5 protein-coding genes are annotated in these 5,643 nt (G+C 63.4%); 4 read left to right on the top strand and 1 reads right to left on the bottom strand.

Features of this window, described 5'->3' with window-relative positions:
• The first annotated feature begins 281 nt into the window (after positions 1-281).
• From ACI2JZ_RS18325 to ACI2JZ_RS18315, 3 genes are read left to right on the top strand one after another with little or no spacing between them, the layout of a single operon-like run.
• On the top strand, positions 282-1,778 hold the full coding sequence (locus tag ACI2JZ_RS18325; RefSeq protein WP_133833894.1) for a 4-hydroxyphenylacetate 3-hydroxylase family protein: 1,497 nt from the start codon (positions 282-284) through the stop codon (positions 1,776-1,778).
• 15 nt (positions 1,779-1,793) lie between these two features.
• Positions 1,794-3,224: an MmgE/PrpD family protein gene (locus ACI2JZ_RS18320; protein ID WP_404598851.1), complete on the top strand. Its 1,431-nt coding sequence runs from the start codon at positions 1,794-1,796 to the stop codon at positions 3,222-3,224.
• On the top strand, positions 3,221-4,366 hold the full coding sequence (locus ACI2JZ_RS18315; RefSeq protein ID WP_105656459.1) for a flavin reductase: 1,146 nt from the start codon (positions 3,221-3,223) through the stop codon (positions 4,364-4,366). The genes ACI2JZ_RS18320 and ACI2JZ_RS18315 overlap by 4 nt, the downstream gene beginning before the upstream one ends.
• An 86-nt stretch (positions 4,367-4,452) precedes the next feature.
• Here the strand turns inward: ACI2JZ_RS18315 and ACI2JZ_RS18310 are convergent, their stop codons facing one another.
• Positions 4,453-4,839 carry a nuclear transport factor 2 family protein gene (locus tag ACI2JZ_RS18310; protein WP_105662290.1) on the bottom strand — a complete coding sequence of 129 codons (387 nt, stop codon included), beginning with the start codon at positions 4,837-4,839 and terminating at the stop codon, positions 4,453-4,455.
• Positions 4,840-5,052: 213 nt separating this feature from the next.
• Here ACI2JZ_RS18310 and ACI2JZ_RS18305 point away from each other — a divergent pair, with 213 nt between their 5' ends.
• Entirely contained in the window at positions 5,053-5,598 is a 546-nt protein-coding gene (locus ACI2JZ_RS18305; protein ID WP_105656457.1) for a hypothetical protein, read from the top strand.
• Positions 5,599-5,643 lie beyond the last annotated feature (45 nt).

Genomic DNA, 5,643 nt, shown 5'->3' with positions numbered 1-5,643 from the left:
CCGGCACTGGCTGGTTCTGTTGCGAGTCGGACACGTCGAGAACCCTTCCTGATCGCTGATGTGACTTAAGCCATAGTGGCCCATTTCACTAACCTTGTCCACTTTTTACGCATTTTAAGACAGATAATATTTTCTTCGGCCTTTGAAAACCCTGTAATCCTGCGGGTTTGAAAAAATTCTTCGGTCCAGAGCTTGATCTGGGTCACACGAGTTATATAAACTGATGCACAGAATATATTTTTGAACCCGCTCAGCGGGACGCCCGATAAGGAGCAGCGAAGATGAGTGCACGCACTGGAGAGCAGTACCTGGCAGGGCTCAAGGATTCCCGCGAGGTCTGGCTGGGCGATCAGCGCATTGACGTCACCGAGCACCCGGCATTTGCCGGCTCGATCAACGGCATGGCCGCCTACTTCGACTACCAGCACAAGTACGCCGATGACTGCCTGATGAACGACGAGCAGACTGGCGAACAGCACAACGTCTCCCTGCTGCGTCCCAAGAACGCAGAAGACATCGCCCGCCGCCACCGCGCGTTCGACCGCCTGGCCCGCTACTCCAATGGCATGCTCGGACGCACCCCCGACTACGTCAACGTGGTGCTCGCCGGCCACGCCTCGCGCCCGGACATCTTCGCCAAATCCGGCGACCCGGTCTACTACGAGCGCCTGGAGAACTACTGGCGCCATGTGCAGGAAAACGACCTGGCGCTGACCCACACCATCGTGCATGCGGCCATCGACAAGTCGGTCGGCGAACTGCAGGGCATCAATGAAGAGCTGACCTTGCGCGTGGTGGACCGCACCGCTGAAGGCCTGATCGTGCGCGGCGCGAAGATGCTCGCCACCCTGGGCCCGATCGCCGACGAGCTCTATGTCTACCCGGCGGTGCCCATCCAGAAGGGCTACGAGGAATACGCGCTGTCCTTCGCGATCCCGGTCGCCACCAGCGGCGTGGTCTCGGTCTGCCGCGACCACTACGGCGTGGACCAGCCGGTAGTGGACAAGCCGTTCTCCTCGCGCTTCGACGAGCAGGATGCGGTCATCATCTTCGACGACGTGCTGGTCCCTTGGGATCGCGTGTTCATCGACGGCCAGCTCGATGTCTACAATTCCCTGAACGCCGGCACCGCCACCGGCAACACCCAGCAGCAGACCGCCATCCGCGCCTCGGTGAAGCTGGAATTCGCCTACGACCTGTGCGTGCAGATGGCCAAGGTCACCGCCACCGACAACAAGCCGGACACCGCATCGATGCTCGGCGAGATCTATTCCTACCTGCGCATCGCCCGCGCCGTGATCCACTCGGCCGAGGTCAACGCGTCGGAATGGGGCGGCGGGGCGTTCTTCTGCCACGACGACATCTCCGCGCTGCGCACCATGATGCCCATCTGGATGGCCCGCGTGAACGACATCATCAAGTCCATGGGCAGCCACAACCTGCTGGCCACCCCGACCGCGGCCTCCTTCGAGGACCCGCGCCTGGGCCCACTGCTCAAGAAGTACCTGCCGGGAGCCAACGGCATCGCGCCAGAGGAACGCGCCAAGATCTTCCGCACCGCTTGGGACTTCGCCGGATCCGCCCTGGGCAGCCGCATCGAACTGTACGAGCGCTTCTACCTGGGGTCGGTCAGCCGTGCCCGCGGGCTGGATCACCGCAAGGCGCAGATGAAGGGCGAGACCGGTGCCTTCGAGGCGATGTTCGCCGAGGTGGGTATCAGCCCGGTCATCGCCGAGCAGGCCGCACTGGACCTGGACGCCGCGGCAACGCGCGCCTAGGGAAGCAGGAAAATCATGGCTAACCCGACGCCCGGTGTGCTCGATGCGCTGCTCGAGCACCTGCTGGAAACCCAGTACGGCCAGCTGCCGACGGCCACGATCCAGCGCGTGAACCAGCGCCTGCTGGATTCGGTGGGCGTTGGGCTGGCAGGGCACCGTGCCGACGACATTGCCGGACTCATCGAAGCGGCGCAGGCCTGGGGCCACGGCGATGAAGCAACCGTGCTGGGTACCGGAATCAAGCTTCCGGCCACCTCCGCGGCCTTCGTCAACGCGGCCCTGATCCGCTCCTTCGACTTCGAACCGGTGGAAGCCGAAGGCCCGGCCGGCAAGCAGGTCGCCGCCCACATCTCCGGAACCACCGTGGCCGTCGTGCTGGCCCTGGCCGAAGCCACCGGCGCCACCGGAGAAGAAGCACTGGCCGCTCTGGCGCTGGGCGATGACCTGGCAGCCCGCCTGGCCATCGCCGGCGGCTTCGACGTGTACTCGGGGCAGGATAATACCGGCACCTTGAATGCCCTGGCCGCCGCTGGAATCGCCAGCCGGATGCTGGGCCTGGACAAGGCGCAGGCACGCCATGCCATCGGCATTGCGGTCAACCAGGCTTCGGGCAATGTGGCGGCGATCTTCGATGGGGCCAACGGCTTCAAGCTGCCCATGGCCTTCGCCGCCCGCGCCGGAATTTCCGCCGCGCAGCTGGCCAAAGCCGGCATGAAGGCGGCGGATGATCCGCTGACCGGCAAGCACGGCTACTTCCAGCTGTTCGGCATCGACGCGCAGCCGGAACTGGCGGTGGCGGATCTTGGCGTGAGCTTCCATGGGGACTGCACGATCAAGCCCTTTGCCAGTTGCCGGGCCGCGCAGCCTTCGCTGCAGGCCTGCGCGGAACTGGTGGCCGACGGCACGGTGGGCTACAAGGACATCGAATGCCTCACCGTCCACCTGAGCGAGCGGACCCTGAACGGATTCGTCGGGGCGCGCTTCGAGGCGGGGGACACCCGCACCGTGGCAGCCCTGTTCTCGGTGCACGCCACCGCGGCGATCGCCTTGATCCACGGAACGGTTCGCCCCGAGCACCTGACCGCCAGCGCGCTGGCGGACCCGGAGCTGGCGCAGATGCTCGGGCGCATCGAGCTAGCCGGCACCCTGCCTAACAGCCAGCGGCTGACGGCGGAGATCACTGCACGGCTGCGCAGCGGCGAGGTGCGCCACGTGCGCGTGGAGCACCCGGACGGAAACATCTTGCGCACACCCCTGGAGCATGACCAGGTAGTTGAGAAGTTCTCGAAGAATCTCGAGTTCTCGCATCCAGAACTGGCAGCACGCAAGGACGCGTTGCAGCACCAGCTCGAACACCTCGCCAGCGCACCGGATCTGACTGATCTGATGGCGGCGCTGGACCCCACCAGAAACTTCACCCCGAATTACCAGGAGCAACTCCCATGAGCATCACCAACCTTGAATCGGTCACCCCAGTAGACATGAACACCTTCCGCAACGTCGTAGGCCACTTCGCCTCCGGTGTCACGGTGATCACCACGGCCGTGGACGGCCAGCTCTACGGCACCACCGCTTCGGCAGTGTCCTCCCTGTCGATGGAACCGCCAATGATGCTCGCTTGCCTGAACCGCTCCAGCTCCACCCATGACCGGGTAGTTGAAGCAGGCGTCTTCGGCATCAACATCCTGGCCGAGGACCAGGGCGCGCTGGCCTTCCACTTCGGCCGCAAGGGCGAGGACAAGTTCGCCACCGTGCCGCATACCCTCTCCGCGGAGGGCATCCCGCTGATTGACGGCGCATTGGCCACGATCGTATGCCATGTGGCCGAAACCCCTACCGGCGGTACCCACACCGTTTTCCTGGGACTGGTCAGCCACGCTGAAGCCCATGACCGCGAACCGCTGGCCTACTACCGCGGAACCATGGGCCGCCTCGAGCCGACCAAGGAGTTGGCTGCCTACCAGGCCACCCGCACCTGGGTGCTGCTGCGCACCAGCCCACTGGGCGAAGACCTCGACGTGGATGCCATCGCCGCGGCTTCCCGGGCCGACGCTGATCATGTAGCCAACGCGCTGGTGAAGCTGGAAAGCGAGCACCTGGTCTTCCGCACCGAAACCGGAAAATACCAGCCAAAGCCGATTACCGCAGAATTGACCGATTCGGCCTACGACTCGCGCGCCACCATCGAGTCCGGGGTGATCGCCTCGCACCTGGGCAAGATTTCCGAAGAGACCATTTCCAGCCTGCGCGAGATCACCGCGAAGCTGGCTGACCTGCGTGAGACTTCGGAATCCGACCTGGAAGAGTTCTTGGCCCTGAATGTCGCCTACCACGATGCTCTGGTTGGCGTTGCCGGCTCCAGCCAGCTGGTGGATTCCTTCCGCCGTTTGGGAATTGGCACCGTCTGGCGCCAAGCGCTGACCGCAGAGCAGTGGTCGCGCCAGCTGGACCACCGCCACGTTGCCGAATTGACTGAAGCGCTGGCTGCCGGTGACGCGCCAGCGGCCCAGGCAGCGCTTGCCGCGCACACCGAGTTCGGCAAGGCGCTGGCTCGTGAAGCAGTGGCCCGCCATGGCGGCCAGGTCTAGGCGTTGAGGCGATAGCCACTGTGGAAAGGCGGCAGCTTGGAAGATCCAGCCTGCCGCAGTGGCTTTTAAAGCGTCGAAGTGCGGGCCTATTGCGCTGTGGCCCCGACAAAGAGGCGCAGCTTCCACTGGCCGCCGGTATTGGCCCACACCGTGCGGTTGGCAGTTGCCAGATGCTTTTCGACGCCTCCGGAAATCAGATGCATTTTCATGCTGCCTTCGACGACCACCACGTTGCCCTCCTGGGTAACGGACTCGAAGTCGTGGCTGAGCGCCAAATATTCGACGGCCCCGGAACCGAGCAGTTCCAGCAATGAGTCGCGGTCATCGACACGACCGGTGGAGTGGGTGTACTGCAAATCCGGCTCAAGCAGGTTCCCCAAGGTTTCGAGGTCACGGGCGAGCATGGCCGAAAGGCGCCGTTCTTCTGCGATGCGCAGTTCCGATTCAAGTGCCGCAGGGTCAATAGTCGTCAACGGTGATGGCTCCTAAGTAGCGTTTGGTTCGTAGGCAATCTACCAATAAGCAGTGGCGATGTGCGGATATTAGCGAGTGCTTTTACTGGGTGAGATGGAGTTTCAGGGTTGATCCCAGAAGTGGAAACTATCAGCCGAGGGTATGAGCCGGGCACGGGATAGTTACCTCGCATCGCTGATTCCCCGGGCCGCGGAAATTTCTACGATGGAATCATGCTCAAGAAAAAGTACCTCGCCACTGGCGCGCTCGCCCTTCCCTTCGCTCTCCTGCTCACCGGCTGCAGCGGTTCTGATCTCTTCGTCGACAAGTACGATGAATCCACCACTCGAACTGCCAAAACTTCAGAGAAGGCCGTGGCCGATGGCGTGCTGCCCGACTGGGTTCCGTCCGGCGGCACCGACGTTCAGCTGGTCCAGCGCAATACCGGCGCTGAACGCATCTTCATGCTGAACTACGACGGCAAGCTGGACAGCGAACAGTGCAAGGCGCTGGAAACCGTTGGGAATCCGACCGAAGCCGAACTGGCCAAGGCCTACGCTTCTGACCCGCGCACCAAGAACCTCGAGCCTGACGAGATCTCAGCTACCCGCACCTTGGATGCCGACTGGTGGCCAGCCGATGGCCAAAGCGAGACGACTGATCTGTGCGGGCGCTTCTGGGTCCATCAGTCAGAGGGCAAGCTCTATGCCTTTGCTCCGGACATGGTTGCCCAGGTCCAAGCCATCGAGAAGGAGCGGGCCGCCAAGGAAGGCAAATAGAGGCTGGCCGCCACTAGCTGGGCTGCAGGCCGCGAACCAGGAAAC

The organism is Microbacterium sp. NPDC087868 (assembly GCF_044900755.1).
Classification (GTDB): domain Bacteria; phylum Actinomycetota; class Actinomycetes; order Actinomycetales; family Microbacteriaceae; genus Microbacterium; species Microbacterium galbinum.
Note: the sequence above shows the minus strand (reverse complement) of the source record. Positions and strands in the feature narration are given on the sequence as shown.